Below are 22,061 nucleotides of genomic sequence, written 5' to 3'. Positions count from 1 at the left end.
CAAGGGGGGAAATGAAATGTACGGGCAATTTTTAGCAAAGCAAAATAAGGAGCGAACGGAGTCCTTACAACAATCAACAAATATACAGAATACATGGTTTGCACAAAACCTCACTTTACTCATATTGGATGAAGTACAACTGACAACCTTGCAAAAGATGCTCTATCAAGTTATTCAGGGATTGCTAAGAAAAAAACATCAGCGACACTTACAAATAGTACATCCTGAGCAAACACAAACAGTGCAAGACAATGTACTAACGCTGTTAGCAGAATATGATGATGTATTGCGTGAGGCAATCCCACTCCCGATATATATTTTAATATGGCAAATTACTTCCTTAGAGAAGTTAGCGTATACAACGGAGGTTGTTGATGATGTCCTCGATGTCCTGGAATGGTATTTTACACATCAGGACGAAACAGTTGCTGTTTTTGAAGAAGAAGATTTAGACCATGAAGAAATCATCGATTTATACAAAGCTGCGATTGAAGAACAAGATGCAGATGCCCAATTTGAACTTGGAGAATATTATAGTGCAAATGAGGATACATTTTTCCAACCGAAAAAGTCGATTAAGTGGTTTGAATTAGCGGCAAAACAAGATAATGCGAATGCCCAATATGCTCTTGGTAACTATTATTTTGAAGGAATTGGTGTAGAAGAGAGTTATGATCGTGCTTTTAAGTTATACGAAGCTGCAGCGCAACAAGGGCATGCAGATGCGGCAAATAATTTAGCGGATATGTATTTGAATGGTGAGAGTGTACCAGAAAATATGTCACTTGCTAAACATTGGTTCGAGATTGCTGCCGCACAAGGGGTGGCAGAGGCAATGTTTACATTAGGTCTTATGCATGAACAAGGGTTAGGTGTTGCAATAGATGAAGAGAAAGCATTTGCCTTTTATAAAAATTCGGCTGAGGCAGGCTATGTTGAAGCGCAATACAGACTAGGTGGGATTTATTTAGAAGGTCACTTAGGTCAAGCGCGGGATATAAATCGTGGTTTATATTGGTTTGAAAGAGCGGCTGAACAATATCATGTAGATGCATTTTATGATTTGGGCTTTATTTGGAGCAAGGGTTTAACGGGGATTCGTAATATTGAAAAAGGTATTCATTGGTTCAAGCAAGCCTCACTCCAAGGAGACCCTGAAGCAAAATTGCAGCTTGGTCATATTTATAACAAAGGTGAGGGAATACCACGTAATATTAAAGAAGCGAAAAAATGGTATGGACTTGCGGCAGAAGCAGGTATAGAAGAAGCAACCGTTTTACTAGAAGAATTAGAAGAACTTTAAATTTGAAATCTTATGATATTGAAATTTACCCGTAACGGTTAGCTGTGAACTAGGCGTTGCGGTTTTTTATTGTGGTGGATGAGCAAATAGTGGTCATATATCTATACATAGAAAAATGATATGGGAGAGAATTCGTTTTTACAGGGGTGAACTGTTAATAGAATGGTTATTTTATGCTATTTATTAACAAAATTTACAATGGTTAATTATATTCATTTTTAAATAAAAAAACAGGATAAAGGACTCTTAATAAATGGCCGAAGGGGAGATATTGAAATTACAGATACTTAATATTACATGTAGTGTTGCAGAGGGAATACGTAAATTCTAATAAATACTGTAGAAATAGCTACTGAAAAAAATTATGATAGCGTTTTATTGCAATTTAACAGTTGAAGACCATTTAGTTTACGTTTAAACTGTACGCTAATTTATGGAAAAATATAGGATATAATAAATTGACAATTATATTAAAAATGTATAATGTATATGAGTGATTTTAATAATGAAAAATAATGAATTACTGCTTATTATGATGTTATTTTGTTATATTATTTTCTTGTAAATTTATTAATGGTTGTGGTATCTTTTCATAGATTTGTCAATATATTTGGGTAAACGGAAATGGGATTTTTGCTCAGCTTTTCAAAAGAACACGTAATGAAAGAGGGAAAAGTGTGATTTTTCAAAAACAGAAAAAGGCAATGACGTTAGATTTACAGCAATACTCGGTGACAATGGATGTTCCGAACTCTCGAACACTGGTTAAGCAAATTGAAATGCTAAATTTGACAAAAGAAGATTTACAATATTTAAAAGCTTTTAAACCATTTGTTGAGGACAACATAAATCACATCGTTGACCGGTTTTATGAAATGATTGGAACTGAGCATAGTTTAGTAGATATTATTAATAAACATAGTTCTGTGGATAAATTGAAGGTCACATTGCGTCGTCACATTATTGAAATGTTTAACGGTACAATTGATGAGGAATTTTATAAAAGACGAGTAAATATCGCCAAAGTGCATGTACATATCGGACTGAGAACACAATGGTATATTTGTGCTTTCCAAGATTTAACCATGTCATTTATTGATTTAGTTGAAGAACATGTAGTGCATCCGAAAGACCAATTGAATACAATACGAGCAATTTCTAAAATTTCTAATTTCGAGCAGCAACTTGTATTAGAAGCGTTCGAAAGTACAATTGAGCAACTGAAGGAAAACGTTGAACGTGAGAAAGAAGCAGTTGAGAAAAAAATTGTGGAATCGTCAGAAGGATTAGCGACCATTTCACAAGAAACAAATGCCTCCTTCCATCTATTAAATAATCAATCACATGAAATTAAGCAATTGGCAAAAAAATCGCTTCAGGTGAGTACGTTAGCAGAAAGTCAAGCAATAGAAGGTCGCGAATGCTTACAACATCAATCTCAAAATATGTGTAATATTATTCAGTCAGTGGATGATATTACGGATAATATTAAACAATTAACGGATATGTCGAAAGAAATGGAAGCGATTATGAATGTTGTAACGAACATTGCCAACCAAACAAATCTGCTTGCTTTAAATGCAGCTATTGAAGCAGCCCGCGCTGGAGAGGCGGGGAAAGGCTTTAGTGTTGTGGCAGAGGAAGTACGTAAATTGTCTAGTCAGACGAAAGAATCTGTTACATCCGTTGCAAAATTATTAGAAAAAACGACAGAGCGAACGTCTAAACTGGCATATTCGCTTAGTAATATTCAGGCAGAGGTTGCTTCAGGTGAGGAGAACATGGCTCAAACTGAAGGACAGTTTAATAAAATTTTAGATGCAATGACAGAAGCTAAGTGTCAAAATGACCTTATGGAAAAAGAGGTTCAGGCCGTAGCTCAGGTCCTTCATGAGCTTGGGCTAGCATTTAATGAAGTAACAAATTCAGCTGACAAATTAGCAAATGTCGCACAAAACTTAAACTAGTTGAACTTTCGGTGTAACTTTCGGTGTCAGGCACTCAAACAATTTCGAATTGTTTGAGTGCCTGACACTTTATAGTGTTGCTAAATTTGTAATGGGTTGAACGTTATTGTTTGTGAAAAAAGTTTATACTAATAAGGAGAGAAATAACGAATTAGGGGCGATACTTTATGAAAACAATAGTTGTATTAGGTGGCGGCATTACTGGTTTATGTACGATGCATTATTTACAACGCCAAGTATTGCAAAAAAACATAGATGTCAAACTAGTGCTTGTTGAGAAAAATCCCTACTTAGGTGGTAAGTTACATTCCGCTTATGAGCAAGGATTCATTATGGAAACGGGTGCTGACTCGATTGTGGCTCGTCATAAAGGGGTCATGGAGCTGGTGCAGGAGCTTAATTTCGAACAGGAGCTAGTGTACAACGAAACAGGGGTATCTTATATCTATACAAATGACGAATTACATGCGATCCCTGCTGATTCAACATTCGGTATTCCAATGAGTTTAGCGTCTCTTGAAGCGAGTACACTAGTATCAGAAGCAGGTAAACAACAGGCATTACAAGATTTAACAATGCCGAATAAAGGCTTTACTAAGGACAGCTCAATCGGTGAGTTTTTAACATATTACTTAGGGGAAGAACTTGTACAAAATCAAATTGCACCAGTATTAGCTGGGGTATATTCGGGTGACCTCCATCAACTGTCGATAGCATCTACCTTACCGTACATAATCGACTATAAAAATGAGTACGGTAGTATTATTAAAGGTTTTGAGGCAAATCGCGAACAATTTGTAAAAGCTTCCAACAAAAAGTTTATTTCGTTTAAACAGGGCTTATCATCACTTATCCATCGTCTTGAAGAAACGTTAACAAATGTAGAAATTATTAAAGGCGTAGCGACAACCAATGTAAAAAAACATGAAGAACATTATACAATTACATTAGCAGATGGAAGCATGTTTGAGGCTGAGCACGTAGTATTAGCACTGCCAAATGAAGCCGTACAAAGCTTATTACAGGACCCATCTTTGGATCGCTATTTTAAAGAATTTACTACAGCCTCTGCCATCACCATTTACCTAGGCTTTGATGTACCGGACGCAGTGCTACCGGCAGATGGGACAGGCTTTATTGTGTCACATAACTCGAATGTACAATGCAATGCCGCAACATGGACAAGCCGAAAATGGAAACATACATCTGCTAATAGCAAATTGCTCGTGCGCCTCTTTTATAAGAGCATTAACCCTGCGTATGAAACATTACGTATGATGACAGATGAAGAATTAACAGCTGTAGCATTAGAAGATGTAAAGAAAAGTTTAGGCATTGATGAAAAACCAATGGTTGTAAATGTAGCCAAGTGGATCGATCAAATGCCAAAATACGATTTGGCACATCATGAGGCGTTGAAAGGCTTAACAGCGGAGCTTACAGAACGGTATCCCAACTTATCGATAGCAGGTTGCTCATATTTCGGCGTAGGTATTGGTGCTTGTATTCAAAATGGTAAAAAAATAGGCGAAGCGCTTGCGGAAAAACTAGTATCACGGTGAAGTTAAAGCTAAAATAATATTTTTTTCGTGAGAAATCTTCTTTGTTAAGTGAAATAGTCTTGACTCTATCGCCTGTAAACGATATGATTCTTTTAATTATTTGAAAAATTCATACTATATTCTTATCAAGAGAAGCCGAGGGACTGGCCCTATGAAGCTTCAGCAACCAACTTATGTCAGGTGCTAAATCCAGAAGACCTTATTGGTCGAAGATGAGAAGGAACAACAATTGCGATTCGTTAAAGCCTTCTTTTTGTAAAAGAAGGCTTTTTATATTTTGGATACAAGGAAAGAGAGGGCTACGATTTATGGGATTGCTAGAAAAGTTAAAAACACATGTGCTTACTGCGGATGGAGCCATTGGTACAGTATTATATGGTTACGGCTTAGAGTACTGTCATGAGGAAATGAATGTACAAAGACCGGAGTTAATTGAAAAAATTCATAGAGAATATATAGCTGCTGGTGCAGATGTCATTCAGACCAATACTTACGGTGCAAATGCGATTAAATTAGCACGTTACGGCTTAGAATCACGAGTGCAACAATTTAATGAAGCGGCAATCACGATTGCAAAACGAGCGGCAGCTGATGGCGGGCAATTTGTTTTAGGGACAATTGGGGGCATCCGTGGCATTCGTAAAAGTGATGCTACATTAGAGGAAATATTATTGACTGTTGAAGAACAAGCAAATGTGTTACTTGCAGGCAATCCTGATGGTCTTTTACTTGAAACGTATTATGATTTTGAAGAGTTAAGTGCAACGTTAAAAATGTTACGCAGCAAAACAGAGCTACCAATTATTGCACAAGTATCCATGCATGAGCCGGGTGTGTTGCAAAATGGAATGACGTTAAATCAAGCATTACATGAGTTACAAGCTCTTGGTGCAGATGTAGTAGGCGTCAATTGTCGTTTAGGTCCCCATCATACAATTCAAGCATTTGAAGGTGTGGAGCTTCCTGATAAAGCATTTATGTCAGCATATCCAAATGCGTCACTACTAGATTTAGAGGATGGGCGTGTCGTTTATGAGTCAGAAGCTGATTATTTTGGCCGAGCGGCAGTTGCATTGCGTGACCAAGGTGTTCGTTTAATCGGTGGATGTTGTGGTACGACACCTAAGCATATAGCAGCTGCGAAGAAATATTTAGAAGAGTTAACGCCGGTTGAAGCAAAGTATACGAAACCTGAAAAAGTAGAGATTGTGCGGGAAGCGGAACCTGCGACATATGAACCGCTACATGAAAAGGTGAAGCGCGAACGTTCGGTTATCGTAGAGTTAGACACTCCGAGACATCTAGAAATTGACGGTTTTATTCAAGGGGCAAAAAAATTATATGAAGCAGGTGCAGATGTCGTGATGATGGCTGATAATTCGCTTGCATCTCCCCGCATTAGTAATGTCGCTATGGGTGCGTTATTAAAGGAGACACATGGTGTACGACCGTTGACGCATATTACGTGCCGTGACCGTAACTTAATTGGTCTACAGTCCCATTTAATGGGCTTAAATGCACTTGGCATTCATGATATTTTAGCGGTTACTGGAGATCCAACAAAGGTAGGAGACTTCCCAGGTGCCACAAGTGTTTATGATGTTTCATCCATGGAGCTTATTCAATTAATTAAACAGTTGAATGAGGGGATATCATTTTCCGGTAAGCCACTTCGTAAGAAAGCAAACTTTTCTGTTGCGGCAGCATTTAACCCCAATGTTCGTGTATTAGATCGTGCAGTAGCACGCTTAGAGAAAAAGATTGAACATGGTGCGGATTATTTTATTTCTCAACCTGTTTATACAAAAGAAAAAATTGTGGAAATTTATGAAGCAACAAAGCATTTAGACGCCCCAATCTATATTGGTATTATGCCAGTAACGAGCTATAAGAGCGCCGAGTTTTTACATCATGAAGTACCAGGGATTAAATTATCAGACGATGCACTATCACGTATGAAGGCGTGTGGTGAAGATAAAGAACGTTCAACATTAGAAGGGATTGCAATTGCCAAAGAGTTAGTAGAAGTAGCGGCAGAATATTTTAATGGTATTTATTTAATTACACCGTTTTTACGTTATGATATGACGCTTGAATTAATGAAATTTATCGGACAATTGGATGAACAGAAAAAAGGAGTAAGTATAGATGGCTAAGCACTTGATTGAAGAGCAACTAGAGAAACGAATTTTAATTCTGGATGGCGCAATGGGTACAATGCTTCAAAATGAAAACTTATCAGCAGAAGATTTTGGTGGTGAGGAGCTTGATGGATGTAACGAGAATCTTGTATTAACTAGACCCGATGTGCTTGAAAAGGTTCATCGAAAATATTTAGAAGCTGGTGCGGATATCATTTGCACAAATACGTTTGGCGGTACACCTCTCGTATTAAATGAATATAATCTTGGGGCTAAGGCGGAAGAGATTAATAAACGTGCTGTGGAAATTGCACGCAAAGTAGTGGATGAATTTTCTACTTCAGAATGGCCACGTTTCGTTGCCGGAGCGATGGGCCCAACGACGAAAACATTATCAGTCACTGGCGGTATTACCTTTGATGAACTAGAAGAAAACTTTTATGTACAGGCAAAGGCTCTAATTGAAGCAGGTTCAGATGTACTGCTACTTGAAACGAGTCAAGATATGCTCAATGTAAAAGCGGGGACACTAGGGGTGTCACGTGCGTTTAAAGAGACGGGCAAAGAATTACCGGTGATGATATCCGGCACGATTGAACCGATGGGTACAACATTAGCAGGGCAAACAATTGATGCTTTTTACATATCAATCGAACATATTAAGCCGCTTTCAGTCGGTTTAAACTGTGCAACTGGTCCAGAATTTATGACCGACCATATTCGTTCACTAGCAGAGCTTTCTACTGGCTATATTAGCTGTTATCCGAATGCTGGTTTACCGGATGAGGAAGGTTGCTATCATGAATCACCCGAATCCCTATCACAAAAATTAAAAGGTTTTGCTGAAAAAGGCTGGCTGAATATTGTCGGTGGTTGTTGTGGGACAACACCAGCCCATATTGCAGCAATTAGAGAAGTACTGAAGGATGCAAAGCCACGTCAATTGCCTGAAGCTACACATGGTCATGTCGTATCGGGTATTGAACCTTTAGTGTACGATGATTCAATGCGTCCATTATTTATTGGGGAACGAACAAATGTTATTGGCTCTCGAAAATTTAAAAATTTAATTATTGATGGTAAATATGAGGAAGCGGCAGAAATTGCACGTGCGCAAGTGAAAAATGGTGCACATGTTATTGATATTTGTTTAGCGAACCCTGACCGAGATGAATTGGCGGATATGCGTGGATTTATGCAGGAAGTTGTGAAAAAGGTTAAGGTTCCACTGGTTATCGACTCCACAGATGAAAAAGTAATTGAGGAAGCATTGAAATTTTCTCAAGGGAAAGCCATCATTAACTCTATTAACCTAGAGGATGGAGAGGAACGTTTTGACGCCGTAATGCCATTAGTGAAAAAATATGGTGCTTCTTTAGTTGTCGGTACGATTGATGAGCAGGGGATGGCAGTAGATCGTCATCGTAAATTAGAAATTGCTGAGCGTTCTTATCAACTATTAACGGAGAAATGGGGCTTGGCTCCTGAAGATATTATTTTTGACCCGTTAATGTTCCCGGTCGGTACTGGAGATGAACAATATATTGGATCAGCACTTGAAACAATTGAGGGCATTCGTCTTATCAAAGAAAAAATGCCACGTACGTTAACGGTACTCGGTGTCAGTAATATTTCTTTCGGCTTACCACCAGTGGGTCGTGAAGTTCTGAACGCTGTTTATTTATATCACTGTACACAGGCAGGCTTGGATTACGCGATTGTAAATACAGAGAAATTAGAGCGTTATGCATCGATTCCTGAAGCAGAAATTAAGCTAGCAAATGATTTATTGTTTAATACAAATGATGAAACATTAGCGGTTTTCACTGATTTTTATCGTGATAAAAAGAAAGAGAAAACAGAAGCGGATATTCCGAAAACGGTGGAAGGGCGCTTAGCTTACTATATTTTAGAAGGAACAAAAGAGGGGCTTATTGAAGACTTAGATGCCGCTCGTGAAATTTTTGAGGCGCCGCTTGATATTATTAATGGGCCGCTGATGGAAGGGATGGCTGAGGTTGGCCGTTTATTCAACGATAATCAGCTTATCGTCGCAGAAGTATTACAATCAGCGGGTGTTATGAAGGCTGCTGTAGCACATCTTGAGCAATTTATGGAAAAAAATGAGGACAGTTCTGGTAAAGGTAAAATGGTGCTCGCTACTGTAAAAGGTGATGTGCATGATATCGGTAAAAACCTAGTAGATATTATTTTAAGTAATAATGGCTACAAAGTCGTTGATTTAGGTATTAAAGTAACGCCAGCTCAGTTAATTGAAGCGATTCGTAAAGAGAAGCCTGATTTCATCGGACTATCTGGCTTACTCGTTAAATCTGCTCAGCAGATGGTGATCACTGCGCAAGACTTTAAGGCTGCTGGTATTGATGTGCCGATACTAGTAGGAGGGGCGGCGTTGTCTCGACGCTTTACTGAAACGAAAATTGCTAATGAATATGAAGGACCTGTCATTTACTCAAAAGATGCGATGCAAGGGCTAGAGCAAGTGAATCTGTTAATGGGTAGTGAGACGCGAGAAAACTTTTTAGCTGAAATAGCAGAGTCCCGCCAAAAACGATTAGAAGCAGATGAAAAACGTGCAGCACGACCTGCTAAAGAAATTACAGTGAAGCCTGTACGTACTGTGAAAGATGCACCGGTGTTCCTGCCAGCGGATGTTCGCCGTCATGTGAAAAAGGAGTACTCGGTGTCGCATCTATATCCATATGTAAATATGCGAACATTACTAGGGCATCACTTAGGGCTAAAAGGACAAGTTCAACAATTACTAGATGCAGGGGATACGCGAGCAACAGAATTAAAAGCATTGGTGGATGATTATTTACAAAGTGATATATTGAAACCTTCAGGCTTGTATCAATTCTTCCCAGCACAAGCTGATGGAGATGATGTCATCGTTTATGATCCTGCCGATAGTAAAACGGAAATTGAACGCTTTACATTCCCTCGCCAACAGGTGGAGCCATTTATGTGTTTAGCAGATTTCTTGAAAACAGTAGAAAGTGGAGAAATGGACTATATTGCATTGATGGTTGTCACAGCTGGTCAAGGTGTAATGGCGACAGCTCGTCAATTAAAAGAAGAAGGGAAGTTCCTTGAAAGTCATGCCCTTCAATCAACTGCTCTTGAGCTTGCTGAGGGCTTTGCGGAACGTATGCACCAAGAAATTCGTGATCAATGGGGCTTCCCAGACAATACAGATTTCACGATGCGAGACCGTTTTGCTGCGAAATATCAAGGGCAACGTTTCTCATTTGGCTATCCTGCATGCCCAAACTTGGAGGACCAAGAAAAATTATTTGGTTTGCTCAAGCCAGAAGATATAGGGGTTCATTTGACAGAAGGCTTTATGATGGAGCCAGAAGCTTCCGTATCAGCAATAGTTTTCGCGCATCCAGATGCGAGATATTTTAACGTGTAATTTTGCTAAAAATGCTTTATCTTTATGAAGAACACTTTAACGGTCAACGATTAAAGTACATGTGAGCGACGGATATTACTGATTGTGAACGGGTGTTATCCAAACCTGTTCACAATCTGTGTTTCCTTTGTGGCTTGTCGAATGAACTATTGTGCAATGCATACCCTGCTGTTATCGGTGGGGTTCTATTTCTTTTTAGGTGAGGACGTGAACTGGATGATTCGATTTATGGAAGAAAAAGATTTACCTGAGGTTTTAGCTATTTATAACGATGTTATTTTAACAAGTAAAGCTGTATATAGGTATGAAATACAATCGTTAGATGAGAAAAAGCAATGGTTTCTTGAGCACCAAGCAGCGGGTAACCCGTTGTTAGTTTTTGAGGAAGATGGAGTAGTGGCGGGTTTTGCAAATTACAGTCAGTTCCGCCCTTATCCAGGTTATAAGCATACGATGGAGCATTCGGTATACGTACACAAGGACCATTATCAGAAAGGCATTGCCAGTAAGTTAATGCATCAATTGATTGATATCGCAGAGAAACAGGGTGTGAAGACTTTAGTTGCCGGTATCGATGGCGAAAATATTGGCAGTATTAAGGCGCACGAGAAGCTAGGCTTTGAATATGCAGGAACAATTAAAAATGCGGGATACAAATTTGGAGAATGGTTGGATTTAGTATTTTATCAACTACATTTAACGGGACCTAAAAAGTAAAAAGGCATCGCTAATAAAGTAACAACAGCATCGCTAACGTGTTGAAATAACCTTAGCGGAGAGCGGAATTTTAAAGCGCTGGCTTTTGAGTATGACAAATGTCATATGCTTTTTATGATGTTTGCGTCTGTTGCTCGCTATACTCTTGTTTTATGATGATATCATAAGCAAAAGGAAACGAGGGAAAAAAGGAATGGCAACAGATAAAGAAAAAACGAAAAAGTTGCGCCAAGATGTAGCACCATTTGCGAAATCAGACACAGGTAAAAGTGTTTTTCAAATGGTTAACACAATAGCGCCGTTGATCGTCCTATGGATTGCTGGTTATATGTTGGTTGATATTTCGCCATGGTTAACTGCAGGTTTAAGTGTTATTGCTGCTGGTTTTGTCGTAAGAACATTTATTATTTTCCATGATTGTACCCACGGTTCATTTTTCAAAAGTAAAAAGGCAAACGACTGGGTTGGCTTATTAACTGGGGTACTGACATCGTTCCCTTATGAAAAATGGAAACGTGAGCATACAATTCACCATGCAACAAGCTCGAACTTAGATAAGCGCGGTATTGGTGATATTGATATGATGACAGTAGAAGAATATTTACAATCTTCTAAAGGTCAACGATTATGGTATCGTTTTTATCGTAATCCACTTGTAATGTTCGGCTTAGGTCCTTTATATATGGTATTAGTTTTAAATCGTTTTAACCGAAAAGATGCGAAGCAAAAAGAGCGTATGAATACGCATTTAACAAATATTATTATTGCCGGGATTTGTGCAGGGCTCATTTACACTATGGGTTGGCAAGCATTTTTATTAGTGCAGGGTGTTACTTTATTTATCGCAGGTGCATTAGGAATTTGGTTATTCTATATCCAACATACGTACGAAGATTCTTATTTCGAGCATGACACTGATTGGGATTATGTGAAAGCAGCGGTAGAAGGTAGTTCATACTACAAATTACCGAAATTATTACAATGGATAACAGGTAATATCGGCTTCCACCATGTACACCATTTAGCTCCGCGTGTACCGAACTATAATCTTGAAAAAGCGCATAAAGAAACGCCACCATTACACACGGCTACTACAATTACGTTACGTACAAGCTTAGAATCGTTACGCTATAAATTATACGATGAAGAACTTGGCAAATTTGTCTCTTTTAAAGAAGTCAATGAAATCATAAAACGAAAAACGAAAGGCAGTATCGCTGCTTAGTCGTAAACAGCCATCTCTTCTTAGGAGGTGGCTGTTTTACATAGTAAGGATAGGCTCGTAGGCAAGCCACTGTATGGCAATGGACGGGCGCAAATATGCTTTTATTGATATAATATAGGGAAAAGTAGGAAAGAGCGTGAGATTATGATGAGGAAACGGCATAGTATCATTCCGAATAGTCCTATGCTCAGCGTTTATTTATGGATTATTTTTTGTTTTCTCCCGTTTTTCTTTATATTTAGAAAATCATCGTATATTGAAATATCAATAGGCATTACTTTTTTAATGCTCTATTTTATTTTTTACCGATTTTCTGTGAACGCTAAAAACGGGCTTGTTTATATGTGGATTAGCTTTGAGATGGTCATTAATATTACGTTGACTATTTTGTTCGGCTATGTGTATTTATCGATTTTTACAGCCTTTTTCATTGGAAATATCCGTAGACCGGTTGGCTTTTACATAATGTATGGCCTCCATATTGGTTTTACTGTGATATCTACAGGATTTGGTTTCTTTGTTGAGCTACATTTATTTTTATCACAGCTTCCATTTGTTGTTTTAACGATTTTGGCAGTGGTGCTTCTACCGTTAACAATTTATTCGAAAAACAAGCGTGAAAATTTAGAAGGGCAATTAGAAACTGCAAATGAACGTATTGCCGAATTAATTGTTTTTGAGGAACGTCAACGTATAGCAAGAGATTTACATGATACGCTCGGTCAAAAATTATCCATGATTGGCTTAAAAAGCGATTTAGCATCTAGACTTATTGCACGGGATCCTCAGCAAGCATTAATCGAGATAAAAGATATTCGTCAAACAGCTAGTATTGCTTTAAAAGAGGTTCGAGAATTAGTATCGGATATGCGGACAAATAAATTTGAAGATGAGCTTATGCGTATATCTCAAATTTTAAAAGCGGCAGAAATGGAATTTGTTTTTGAGGGGGATGTGGACTCCTTACGTGTCCCACCACTTGTAGAGAATGTGTTGTCCATGTGTTTGAAGGAAGCCGTAACGAATATTGTGAAACATAGCGGCGCAACCAAATGTGAAATAGCCTTCCACCAAAACTTTAAAGAAGTACATTTGATTGTTCGTGATAATGGACAAGGCATTACGAAAAAACAGGCATTGAAAACAGGTAACGGCTTAAAAGGGATGCGCGAACGATTAGAGTTTATTAATGGCACATTTAAAATAGAAAGTGAAAATGGCACTACTTTAACGGTATCGATTCCAGTGACCATTACACATCAAAAGGTTGCAGAAAATCTGAAGAACCTATAGAAAAGAGGGTTATGACATGATACGAATTGTAATCGCTGAAGATCAGGGGATGCTGTTAGGCGCACTTCGTTCCTTACTTAGTATGGAGGAAGATATGGAAGTTGTCGGTTTAGCCAAAAATGGGGAGGAAGCATTGGCGCTTGTAGCAGAGCACCAGCCGGATATTTGTATTATGGATATTGAAATGCCGGTGAAAACTGGGCTTGATGCGGCTGAAGATTTACATGGTTCTGATTGTAAAGTTATTATATTAACAACCTTTGCAAGACCTGGCTACTTTGAACGAGCAAGAAAAGCAGGTGTACGAGGTTACTTACTAAAGGACAGTCCTATCGAAGAGTTGGTTAGTGCCATTCGAACAATTGTCGATGGCAAACGCATTTACGCACCCGAGCTGGTTGACTTTGTCTATGAGGATGATAGCGAGAATCCATTAACTGAGCGCGAAAGTCAAGTGTTGACACTTGTGGCAGAAGGTAAAACGACGAAGGAAATTGCGGCTGAGTTATTTTTATCGGCAGGAACTGTACGTAACTATATTTCCACCATTTTAGAGAAGCTTCATGTGGGCAATCGGATTGAAGCGATTGCACGCTTTAAGGAAAAAGGATGGAATAAATAAGTCTTCTGAATGTACTTTTCAAGGATGAATAGGTATGCTAAACAACAGAGATTTTTCTATCACTACTTATAAGGGAGCAAGATATATGCAAACGATTACTGGTAAAACAGCTTTAATAACTGGTGCGGGTCGTGGTATTGGCCGTGCAACAGCCATCGCCTTTGCGAAAGAGGGCATTAATGTTGGGCTTGTGGGACGCACATTAGAAAATTTACAACAGGTTGCTGACTTATTAAAGGCGTATGATGTCAAGGTGGCATTAGCTACAGCGGATGTAGCTAATTTGCAATCAATCACAACAGCAGTAGAAAGCATTCGTGCTGAGTTAGGGCCAATCGATATTTTAGTAAATAATGCGGGTATTTCAAAATTCGGTAAGTTTTTAGAGCTTTCACCTGAAGATTGGACGAATATTGTAGATGTAAATGTCAAAGGTGTATATTACACAACACGTGCCGTCCTACCTGAAATGATTGAGCGTTCTTCCGGAGATATTATTAATATTTCATCTACCGCTGGTCAAAAGGGTGCTCCGATTACGAGTGCGTATAGTGCTTCGAAAGCGGCTGTTATTGGTATGAGTGAATCGCTGATGTTAGAAGTTCGCAAACATAATATTCGTGTTGTGACATTAACGCCAAGCACGGTTGCAACGGATATGGCAGTGGAATTACAATTAACTGATGGTAACCCAGAAAAGGTTATGCAAGCGGAAGATTTAGCAGACTTAATGGTCGCTCAATTAAAATTACATCCACGTGTTGTGTTAAAACATGCAGGTCTTTGGTCAACAAATCCTTAAAAAGTAGTTGCCCATCAAATGAAAATAACAGTTACCAAAAATGGTGACAAGATTAAAGGCATCAAGATTTTACTCTTGATGCCTCTTTGTTATTTTTATAGTTAGGAAATGTTATTTGATTGTTAAATGCATTTATTAGTTGATTGGAGCGGAGGGCGGGCGACTCCTGCGGGACAGCACAAAACGTAAGACGCAACACCCTGCGCGATAGCGAGGGTTGCGGCTTACGGTGTGCCCGCGGAAAGCGTCCGCCCGTAGCGGAAATCAACGGCAATAGTTAGCGCTATAAGTTTTTCTACAAGATTTTTTATTACTTTTTACGCTTTGTTAAACGTCCAAGTACGAATGCACCAGCTGCTACTGCAAGAACGGTATTCGTTTTTTTCGTAAATACTTGTTTCGTAACAAGGTTAAGGTTTTGCGGACGTTCCGCTAAACGACGCATAAAGTAACCGTACCAATCTTCGCCGAATGGTACATAGACACAGAAGTTATAGCCTTCTTTCGCAAGCTCTTTTTGCATATCTGTGCGGAAGCCGTACAGCATTTGGAATTCAAACTTTTCGAGTGGAATATTATTGTCTGCAACAAAGCGTTTAACATGTGCAATCACGTTATGGTCATGTGTTGCAATCGATGTAAATTTGCCATGTAATAAATGATATTCAATTAATTCGATAAAGTTTAAATCGATATCTAACTTATCTTGGAAGGCTACATCAGCAGGCTCTTTATATGCACCCTTTACGATACGTAAGCGGTAGTTTTTAAATTTTTCAATATCGTCTTTTGCACGATAAAAGTATGATTGGATAACCGTTCCAACATTGTTAAATGTTTTTGATAGCTCTTCCACCATATCAAATGATGTTTGTAGACGACCGTAATTTTCCATATCAAAGTTAACAAAAATATCATAAGCTGCTGCTTTTTCTACGATCTCATATAGATTGTCATAGCAAAAATCAACATCAATGTCTAAACCTAATTGAGATGGCTTTAACGAAATATGCGCATCCACACCATTTTCATGAATGGCTTCAATGACAGCGAGGATTTGTTCCTTAGCTTTTGTCGCTTCTTCTTCATTCGCAACAAATTCCCCTAGATTATCAACCGTGCAAGAGATATTATGTGCGTTTAAATCTTTGATGCTTGCAATTGTTTCTTCTATATTAGTACCAGCTACCACACTTTGGGCACCTAACTTTAAGCCGTATTTTTTAGCAGCACTATTTAATAGTTGGTTTTCAGATAATTGGATGAAAAAATCGCGTAATAACATGGGTCATTCTCCTCACTGCATTTTTCTTACTAGTATAACATATTTATAGTAATTGTCATGATATCACGAAAACAATTATTCAACTTCCAACAATTGTAACCTTTCGTTAAAAAGCGCAGGATAGCTTAAAAAACCTATTATTATGCTCGATAATGTTGCGGTTGTTAAAAGGGCAAAAATAATTAACAATTGAAATTGTACGGCTTGTATAGGGTCTGCACCGCCAATAATTTGACCACTCATCATACCTGGTAATTGAACAAGCCCAATCGTTTTTTGACTTTCGATGGTAGGGATCATGCTCGCTTTAATCGCATTGATTAGTTGGCGATGAATTGCTTGCTTTGGTGTACCTCCTAGCGATAAGATAAGTTCAATTTCATTTTCGTGACTTGTAATTTCCGCAGTAAAGCGATTTAAAAATAAAATAGATAGTACCATGGAGTTGCCAATTAGCATTCCGCTAATAGGAATTATATACTGTGCAGTTGTAGGAACAATGTTGAAGCCGAGTAAAACTCCTTGTGTGACAATTTCCACCATTACAAGCGTAAACACTATTTTCCACGTAATACCCTTAATACCTTTTCCCTTTTTTCGGGCATTTAAAGTGGCAGCCACAATCATCAATGTCACCATTAGAAAAATATATATAATACTCCCTTCATCAAAGACAAAATTTAAAATATAGCCGACTGCAAGCAATTGAATAATTGAGCGAATCGTTGCAATAATTGTGTCTTTTTCAAGCCCTAGCTTAAATGTCTTTGATAGTACTAGCGGGATTAAAACAAAAATCAATGTTAGCGAAAGTGAAGTATAAGTCATGCGTTTACCCCCTGTATAAATTCAGCGACTCTTGGGTTAGTAGGGGCTTTCAATAACGAGCTTTCACCTGTTTCAATCAACTCTCCATCCATCATGACCCATGTGTAATGGCCGATCGTGAGCGCTTGCTGTAAATTGTGGGTAATCCAGATAATCGTAACATTATAGTTTTTATTTAATGATACGATAAGTGCTTCAATATCCTGTACAGATTGACGGTCCAATGCGGAAGTAATCTCATCTAACAATAATATAGAAGATTGATTAATGAGAGTACGTGCAATGGATACCTTTTGACGTTGTCCACCAGATAATTCATTAGTAGCGCGGTGTAAAAAGCTGGCATCGAGCCCGACATCTAGTAAATATTGAATGGCATCTTGTTGTGTGAGCTTTTTTCCTTGTAAAGCGAGTGGAAGAGCCAAATTGTCAAATACAGTTCCAGCAATCATAGGCGCTGCTTGAAGAGCAATTCCGACATGTTTTCTTAATGTAGTTGGTTCATAGGTAGTGATTGTTTGATTGTCAATGAATATAAGCCCGTCAGTTGGTGATAATAGTCCGTTACACATTTTTAATAAGGTCGTTTTACCAGCGCCAGATGGGCCAACGAGCGTTGTAATTTTGCCTTTAGGAAATGAACCGGTAATGGACTTTAAAATAGCCTTATCCTTTACTAAAAAGCTCACTTGTTGAAGATGGATAGCGGGCTCGTATATCGTAGTCATGTAGTTGAAACTCCTTTATGCTTATAGGTAAAATAACTGTAGCATGAAATATTTGTTAACTACAGTTATTTTACCTTTTTGCAGTATACTTCTAATCATCATGTGTAAGGAGAATTTTAATGACTATTTTATATGTAGATACACTAACATTCGCACAAGGCGAGATGTATATGATTGCGGCGAATGAAGGGCTTGTCTATCTTGGCACACCCAATACCGCATTTGATGAGGTGGAAAAGTGGGCTCAAAAGCACTTTAAAGGCTACAGTTTTGAAGAAAACAGTGAAAAGCTTAAGCCTTATGTTAAGCAATTCACAGCCTATTTTAATCGAGAGCTGACTGAATTTAATTTACCAATGCATGTGAAAGGAACAGCATTTCAACTAGCTGTCTGGGATGCACTCAAAGAACTTCCTTATGGAACAACCACAACATATGCTGCTATTGCAGAGCGAATAGGCAATCCAAAGGCTGTGAGGGCTGTTGGAAGTGCAATCGGTGCGAACCCGATATTAGCGATTATTCCGTGCCACCGTGTAATTGGGAAGAACGGTAAGCTAACAGGCTTTCGCAGTGGGTTAACGATGAAACAGTTCTTACTTGATTTAGAGAGAGAATAAATATAACAAAAAAGAAACTGCTAGAGATCCGCGCAAATTGATACGGATAGCTAACAGTTTCTAGTGCCTTTTAATGGATAACGTATCTAATTTTCAGACATGTTTTTCGGTCACGTTTGTTTGTGTTTTGCCGATGTGAGTTAAACGTTGAGCAAATGTTTCACCTTGTATAGCGGAGCTTTTAAAAATCTCTTGGTATTCATAAGCAGGTGTACCATGTTCGATCACATCTAGACCTGTAATCTCTTCTTCTGCTGATACACGTAAAGGGACAAATGCTTTAATGATGTATAAGCCTGCTGTGACAGTAACGCTAACCCAAGCAATTGTAGCAATCACACCTATAGCCTGAATACCTAATAAGCTAATGCCACCACCGTAGAACAGACCTTGACCACCAACATCAAATAGCCCAACTGCAAGTGTACCCCAAATACCACAAATACCGTGGACAGCAATTGCACCTACAGGATCATCTACTTTTAACTTCCATTCAATAAAACGGACACCTTCTACTAATAATGGTGCTGCGATTAAACCAATAATAAGTGAACCAACAATGCTGACGTTTGCGGCACCAGCTGTAATGCCTACTAGACCTGCTAATGCACCGTTGAGAGTTAGTGAGCCATCAATATGACCGTAGCGGAATTTAGTATAGAATGCAGTGGCAACAACGCCAGCTGCTGCTGCGAAAAATGTATTAGCAATTACTTTTGGAACAAGTGCAGGGTCTGCTGCTAACGTAGAGGCACCATTAAAGCCGAACCAACCGAACCAAAGTAAGAACACACCTAATGCGCCGATAGGAATACTATGACCAGTAATAACGTTAACACGTCCGTTTTCGTATTTACCTAGACGTGGTCCAACCATTATGGCTGCTATAAACGCAGCTACTGCACCAGTTAAATGGACAACAGTAGAACCAGCAAAATCGATAAAGCCGAGGTCAGTTAACCAACCTTGACCGCTCCACACCCAATGACCTACTACAGGATAAACAAGTATTGTCATTAGTATGATAACACCGATATAAGCAAAAATATTTGTACGTTCTGCTACTGCACCCGATAAGATAGTCGCACCTGTGGCAGCAAACATTGTTTGGAAAATAAAGAAGGAGAGGTCATCTACACCGTTTAAAGCGAAACCACTTGTTCCGAAGAAGCCTCCTGCTGTGTCGCCGAACATAATGGCATATCCACATAGGAAATAAACAATCCCACCAAGCGAAATGGTTAAGAAATTTTTCATAATAATGTTAACTGCATTTTTAGAACGAGTAAAACCTGCCTCGACCATTGCAAAACCTGCGTGCATAAAGAATACTAAAATTGTCCCAAGCATAATCCAAACTAAATTTACAGATAATAGTACGTCATCCATAACTATCTCCCCCTTATTCTACAGCAATTGATCCGACTTCTTTAGTACGGATACGAATTGCCTGTTCTACTGGATAAATGAAAATTTTTCCGTCGCCAACTTTACCAGTTGCAGCATCGCGTAATAAAACTTCCACAATAGCATCAACTTTTTCATCATCGATGATCATTTCTAATTTCAATTTTGGTAAAAACTCAATTTCATAGGCATTGCCTCGAAACAAACCTGTATGACCTAATTGACGACCGCAGCCAGCGATTTCAGAAATACTTAAACCTGCAATGCCTACTTTTGCAAGTCCGTCTCGTACAGCCCCAAAAACTTCCGGACGAATAATGGCCTCTATTTTTTTCACTCACAACAGCTCCTTGCGTAAATTTAATTTACATATTATAGCGAGTAGATAAATGGCGCAATGTTTTTTTTGATTAGCATGTTAGGTTATATTACATTGTATATTTCGTCTTTCGTAGTAGTTTACTAAAAAGCTATTTATAAAAGGAATGTAAGCGGTACTAAAATTTGTGTCAGAAATGTGAACAGTTCAAAATTTTCTGACTACATATGTTAGGAAACATAACATGGAAACAGAAAAGTGTAAAACGCAAGATTTTGGGTATATAGTGTATACTAGGACTAATTATGAAAGTGGAAGAAGGGATTCCTATGAGATCGAACTATGCTGACGATAGCTTAGCGCTACACACGGACTTGTATCAAATTAATATGGCAGAGTCTTATTGGGCTGATGGCATACATAATAGAAAAGCGATTTTTGAATTATATTTTAGAAAATTACCATTTGGAAATGGCTTTGCCGTATTTGCTGGACTGGAACGCATGCTTGAGTATTTGCGAGATTTTCGCTTTAGTGAGTCAGATATCGCGTATTTACGTGAAGAGGTTGGATATAAAGAAGACTTCATTGACTATTTAAAAAATATTCGCTTTACAGGCGATATGTATTCAATGGTGGAAGGGGAGCTCGTTTTTGCCAATGAGCCAATTGTACGTATTGAGGCACCTTTAGTTGAAGCACAACTAATCGAGACGGCGCTATTGAATATTGTCAATTATCAAACACTAATTGCCACTAAAGCAAGTCGTATTAAGCAAATCGTTAAAGATGAAATGGCAATGGAGTTTGGTACACGTCGAGCGCAAGAAATGGATGCGGCTATCTGGGGAACTCGTGCAGCCTTTATAGGAGGGTTTGCTTCAACTAGTAATGTGCGTGCAGGAAAACTATTTAACATTCCGGTAGCTGGTACTCATGCTCATGCACTTGTACAGGCTTATAAAAATGATTATGATGCATTCCACGCCTATGCGAAACGTCATCGCAACTGCGTATTTTTAGTGGACACCTATAACACGCTGAAATCTGGAGTGCCGAATGCGATAAAAGTGGCAAAAGAACTTGGCGATAAAATTAATTTCATTGGTATTCGTTTAGATAGTGGGGATATTGCTTTCTTGTCAAAAGAAGCACGTCGTATGTTAGATGAAGCAGGCTTCCATGATGCCAAAATTGTTGTCTCCAATGATTTAGATGAATATACAATTTTAAACTTGAAAGCTCAAGGTGCCCGCGTAGATATGTGGGGAATTGGTACAAAATTAATTACAGCTTACGATCAGCCAGCATTAGGGGCTGTCTATAAAATGGTCGCTATAGAAAATGATGAAGGTCAGCTAGAGGATACGATTAAAATTTCTGCTAATGCTGAAAAAGTTTCAACTCCTGGCTTAAAAAGTGTTTATCGTATTATTGACCGTAAAAACGGTAAAGCAGAGGGTGATTACATTACGATGTATGACGAAGACCCTCAATCCGAAGAGCGAATAAAGATGTTCCACCCTGTGCATACATTCGTATCAAAATTTGTCACGAATTTTGAGGCGAAAAACTTGCATCAGCATGTGATTAATAAAGGGGACGTAATTTATGACAATCCAACGTTAGAAGAGATGCGTAATTATGCAGCTGACAATTTAGAACTGCTGTGGGATGAATATAAACGTGCCATGAATCCAGAGGAATATCCAGTCGATTTAAGCCAAAAATGCTGGGATAATAAAATGCGAAATATTGAAGAAGTACGAGAAATGGTCGATCGAATTGTAAAAGACTAAGGAG

At 38.5% G+C, this 22,061-nt stretch carries 17 protein-coding genes and 1 riboswitch; of the genes, 12 read left to right on the top strand and 5 right to left on the bottom strand.

Annotation, left to right across the window (positions count from 1 at the left end; genetic code table 11):
• The first annotated feature begins 16 nt into the window (after positions 1–16).
• The 10 genes from T479_RS20170 (at position 17) to T479_RS20125 (ending at position 15,071) form a co-directional block, all read left to right on the top strand.
• On the top strand, positions 17–1,303 hold the full coding sequence (locus T479_RS20170) for an SEL1-like repeat protein (protein ID WP_024363963.1): 1,287 nt from the start codon (positions 17–19) through the stop codon (positions 1,301–1,303).
• 677 nt (positions 1,304–1,980) lie between these two features.
• A complete protein-coding gene (locus T479_RS20165) occupies positions 1,981–3,270 on the top strand; it encodes a globin-coupled sensor protein (RefSeq protein WP_024363964.1) in 1,290 nt (429 codons plus the stop codon).
• A gap of 167 nt (positions 3,271–3,437) precedes the next feature.
• On the top strand, positions 3,438–4,832 hold the full coding sequence (gene hemG / locus T479_RS20160; protein WP_025220676.1) for a protoporphyrinogen oxidase: 1,395 nt from the start codon (positions 3,438–3,440) through the stop codon (positions 4,830–4,832).
• 119 nt (positions 4,833–4,951) lie between these two features.
• Positions 4,952–5,051: riboswitch (SAM riboswitch) on the top strand.
• A gap of 89 nt (positions 5,052–5,140) precedes the next feature.
• Positions 5,141–6,988, top strand: coding sequence for a bifunctional homocysteine S-methyltransferase/methylenetetrahydrofolate reductase (locus T479_RS20155; RefSeq protein ID WP_024363966.1), 1,848 nt, complete (start codon positions 5,141–5,143; stop codon positions 6,986–6,988).
• Positions 6,981–10,412: a methionine synthase gene (metH, locus tag T479_RS20150; protein ID WP_025220675.1), complete on the top strand. Its 3,432-nt coding sequence runs from the start codon at positions 6,981–6,983 to the stop codon at positions 10,410–10,412. The genes T479_RS20155 and metH overlap by 8 nt, the downstream gene beginning before the upstream one ends.
• A 216-nt stretch (positions 10,413–10,628) precedes the next feature.
• Entirely contained in the window at positions 10,629–11,129 is a 501-nt protein-coding gene (locus T479_RS20145; protein WP_025220674.1) for a GNAT family N-acetyltransferase, read from the top strand.
• Positions 11,130–11,322: 193 nt separating this feature from the next.
• On the top strand, positions 11,323–12,354 hold the full coding sequence (locus T479_RS20140; RefSeq protein ID WP_024363969.1) for a Delta(5) desaturase DesA: 1,032 nt from the start codon (positions 11,323–11,325) through the stop codon (positions 12,352–12,354).
• A gap of 147 nt (positions 12,355–12,501) precedes the next feature.
• Positions 12,502–13,647 (top strand): sensor histidine kinase, encoded by a 1,146-nt coding sequence (locus tag T479_RS20135; protein WP_024363970.1) that lies wholly within the window; start codon positions 12,502–12,504, stop codon positions 13,645–13,647.
• 16 nt (positions 13,648–13,663) lie between these two features.
• A complete protein-coding gene (locus tag T479_RS20130; RefSeq protein ID WP_024363971.1) occupies positions 13,664–14,269 on the top strand; it encodes a response regulator transcription factor in 606 nt (201 codons plus the stop codon).
• Between the two features lie 85 nt (positions 14,270–14,354).
• Entirely contained in the window at positions 14,355–15,071 is a 717-nt protein-coding gene (locus tag T479_RS20125; RefSeq protein ID WP_024363972.1) for a 3-ketoacyl-ACP reductase, read from the top strand.
• 310 nt (positions 15,072–15,381) lie between these two features.
• On the opposite strand, the gene T479_RS20120 is transcribed toward T479_RS20125, so the two are convergent.
• The 3 genes from T479_RS20120 to T479_RS20110 form a co-directional block, all read right to left on the bottom strand.
• A complete protein-coding gene (locus tag T479_RS20120) occupies positions 15,382–16,356 on the bottom strand; it encodes a proline dehydrogenase family protein (RefSeq protein ID WP_024363973.1) in 975 nt (324 codons plus the stop codon).
• Between the two features lie 75 nt (positions 16,357–16,431).
• Positions 16,432–17,184 (bottom strand): ABC transporter permease, encoded by a 753-nt coding sequence (locus tag T479_RS20115; protein WP_025220673.1) that lies wholly within the window; start codon positions 17,182–17,184, stop codon positions 16,432–16,434.
• The gene (locus T479_RS20110; protein WP_025220672.1) at positions 17,181–17,912 is read right to left on the bottom strand and encodes an ABC transporter ATP-binding protein; all 732 of its coding nucleotides are present in this window, start codon (positions 17,910–17,912) and stop codon (positions 17,181–17,183) included. The genes T479_RS20115 and T479_RS20110 overlap by 4 nt, the downstream gene beginning before the upstream one ends.
• Positions 17,913–18,031: 119 nt before the next feature.
• Between T479_RS20110 and T479_RS20105 the strand changes: the two genes are divergently transcribed.
• A complete protein-coding gene (locus tag T479_RS20105) occupies positions 18,032–18,532 on the top strand; it encodes a methylated-DNA--[protein]-cysteine S-methyltransferase (protein WP_025220671.1) in 501 nt (166 codons plus the stop codon).
• Between the two features lie 93 nt (positions 18,533–18,625).
• Here T479_RS20105 and T479_RS20100 read toward each other — a convergent pair whose 3' ends face one another.
• Together T479_RS20100 and T479_RS20095 are read right to left on the bottom strand one after the other, a co-directional pair.
• Positions 18,626–19,921 carry an ammonium transporter gene (locus tag T479_RS20100; protein ID WP_024363977.1) on the bottom strand — a complete coding sequence of 432 codons (1,296 nt, stop codon included), beginning with the start codon at positions 19,919–19,921 and terminating at the stop codon, positions 18,626–18,628.
• 13 nt (positions 19,922–19,934) lie between these two features.
• Positions 19,935–20,276 carry a P-II family nitrogen regulator gene (locus tag T479_RS20095; RefSeq protein ID WP_024363978.1) on the bottom strand — a complete coding sequence of 114 codons (342 nt, stop codon included), beginning with the start codon at positions 20,274–20,276 and terminating at the stop codon, positions 19,935–19,937.
• Between the two features lie 311 nt (positions 20,277–20,587).
• On the opposite strand from T479_RS20095, the gene T479_RS20090 reads away from it, so the two are divergent.
• Complete coding sequence (locus tag T479_RS20090; protein WP_024363979.1) at positions 20,588–22,057, top strand: nicotinate phosphoribosyltransferase; 1,470 nt, start codon at positions 20,588–20,590, stop codon at positions 22,055–22,057.
• Positions 22,058–22,061 lie beyond the last annotated feature (4 nt).

This window comes from Lysinibacillus sphaericus (genome assembly GCF_000600105.1).
In the GTDB taxonomy this organism is placed as follows: domain Bacteria; phylum Bacillota; class Bacilli; order Bacillales_A; family Planococcaceae; genus Lysinibacillus; species Lysinibacillus sphaericus.
The sequence above is the reverse complement of the archived record's forward strand: the minus strand, read 5'-3'. Positions and strand labels throughout refer to the sequence as shown.

Bases quoted from the DNA above. Each gene is read 5' to 3' on its own strand.
- T479_RS20155 (WP_024363966.1), top strand. From the start codon at position 5,141: ATGGGATTGCTAGAAAAGTTAAAAACACATGTGCTTACTGCGGATGGA.
- T479_RS20100 (WP_024363977.1), bottom strand. From the start codon at position 19,921: ATGGATGACGTACTATTATCTGTAAATTTAGTTTGGATTATGCTTGGG.
- hemG (WP_025220676.1), top strand. From the start codon at position 3,438: ATGAAAACAATAGTTGTATTAGGTGGCGGCATTACTGGTTTATGTACG.
- T479_RS20110 (WP_025220672.1), bottom strand. From the start codon at position 17,912: ATGACTACGATATACGAGCCCGCTATCCATCTTCAACAAGTGAGCTTT.
- T479_RS20130 (WP_024363971.1), top strand. From the start codon at position 13,664: ATGATACGAATTGTAATCGCTGAAGATCAGGGGATGCTGTTAGGCGCA.
- T479_RS20135 (WP_024363970.1), top strand. From the start codon at position 12,502: ATGAGGAAACGGCATAGTATCATTCCGAATAGTCCTATGCTCAGCGTT.
- T479_RS20105 (WP_025220671.1), top strand. From the start codon at position 18,032: ATGACTATTTTATATGTAGATACACTAACATTCGCACAAGGCGAGATG.
- T479_RS20120 (WP_024363973.1), bottom strand. From the start codon at position 16,356: ATGTTATTACGCGATTTTTTCATCCAATTATCTGAAAACCAACTATTA.
- metH (WP_025220675.1), top strand. From the start codon at position 6,981: ATGGCTAAGCACTTGATTGAAGAGCAACTAGAGAAACGAATTTTAATT.
- T479_RS20115 (WP_025220673.1), bottom strand. From the start codon at position 17,184: ATGACTTATACTTCACTTTCGCTAACATTGATTTTTGTTTTAATCCCG.
- T479_RS20145 (WP_025220674.1), top strand. From the start codon at position 10,629: ATGATTCGATTTATGGAAGAAAAAGATTTACCTGAGGTTTTAGCTATT.
- T479_RS20090 (WP_024363979.1), top strand. From the start codon at position 20,588: ATGAGATCGAACTATGCTGACGATAGCTTAGCGCTACACACGGACTTG.
- T479_RS20170 (WP_024363963.1), top strand. From the start codon at position 17: ATGTACGGGCAATTTTTAGCAAAGCAAAATAAGGAGCGAACGGAGTCC.
- T479_RS20140 (WP_024363969.1), top strand. From the start codon at position 11,323: ATGGCAACAGATAAAGAAAAAACGAAAAAGTTGCGCCAAGATGTAGCA.
- T479_RS20125 (WP_024363972.1), top strand. From the start codon at position 14,355: ATGCAAACGATTACTGGTAAAACAGCTTTAATAACTGGTGCGGGTCGT.